This is a genomic window from Micromonospora echinofusca (genome assembly GCF_017614955.1).
Taxonomy (GTDB): domain Bacteria; phylum Actinomycetota; class Actinomycetes; order Mycobacteriales; family Micromonosporaceae; genus Micromonospora; species Micromonospora echinofusca_A.
Map to the genome: position 1 here is coordinate 1 of NZ_WVUH01000651.1, position 1,304 is coordinate 1,304.

Genomic DNA, 1,304 nt, shown 5'->3' on the forward strand with positions numbered 1-1,304 from the left:
GGCTACGGCGCCGCACTGGTCGGGGCGGGCAGCTGTGCCCTGGTGGCGCTGGCCCGTGGTGAGGTGGCCGGCACCCCGCTGCTCGCCGGGCTGCCCCTGCTGGTGGTGGTACTGGCGCTGGCCGCTGCCGGACACGTCACCCGGTCGGGCTGGCTCGGCGGCCTGACCGGTGCGCTGCTGGTCCTGACCGCCGCAGCGGCGGTGCTCCGGCCCCTCGGGGAACTGCGCCCGTCGGTGCTGCTGGTGGGTGCCGGGGTGACTGTCGCGCTGCTCGCCGCCGCCGTCCCCGGTACCGCCCGGTGGCTGCCCACCCCGGTCGGGCTGGGTACCCGGGTCGGTGCGCTGATCGGCGCCGCGCTGCTCGCCCAGGTCGGCGTCGCCATCGCCGGGACGCTGGCCACGATGGCGGTGGCCCGCTCGCTACCGCCCTGGCAGGGGGCTGCCGCCGGGCCGGAACTGGACTTCGGCTGGCAGGTGCCGGTGAGCCTGGCCCTGGCCGCCGTCGCGCTGGTGGTGCTGCTGCCCCGGGCCGCCCGGGAGCCGGTGGCGACCGTCGGCGCGGCGGTCGTCGTACTCGCCCTACCGGCCGTCGGTGCGACACCGTGGCCGGTGCTGGTCGGCGGGGAACTCGTCGCCGGGATCGTCCTGCTGCTGCTCGCCGTGGCCCGACCGGCCCGTTCGGCGGTGACCGCGCTGCTGCGGGTGGCCGGCGGTGCCGTACTCGCCGGACACGCGCTGCTGGTCGGACTCGCCGCGCCCGGCGCGGCGGCGACCGTGCTCGGGGCGCTGCTGCTCACCGGGATCGCCGCGCTGCTGCTGCCCGACCCGGCCGACCGGGTGCGGCACCGGATCGGGGGCGTGCTGTTCACCGGGGGTCTGCTCGCCGGCCAGGCCGGGACCGGGGCGGCCCTGTTCGCCCTCGGGGCGGCACCCTGGTGGCAGTTGCGGGGGGCACTGGCCGCCGCCGTGGTCCTGCTCGGGGCCCTGTTCGCGGTCCGCCGGTGGCGGCCGGCCGGCACGGGGTACGCGGTGGGTGCGCTGGCCGGCGCCGTACTGGTGGCCGGACTGCTGCCACTGGCCTCCGGTACCGCCGAACCGGTGGCGCCGTACGCCTCGGTCGGGGTGCTGCTGATCAGCCTCGGACTGCTCCGGGCCGGGCGGACGGCAGCACCGGTACGCCCGCCGGGGACGCCGGCACTGCTGGCCGCCGGTGGTCTGCTCCTGCTGGTCGTCGGGGTTGCCGCGCTGCCCGACGTCGGGCGGGTGCTCGTCGCCCCGTACGGCTGGATCACCGCGATCTGGTC

1 pseudogene is annotated in these 1,304 nt (G+C 78.2%); it reads left to right on the top strand.

Going from position 1 to position 1,304, the window contains the following annotated elements:
- A pseudogene (locus GSF22_RS33605) lies at positions 1 to 1,304 on the top strand (SCO7613 C-terminal domain-containing membrane protein); the annotation flags it as partial.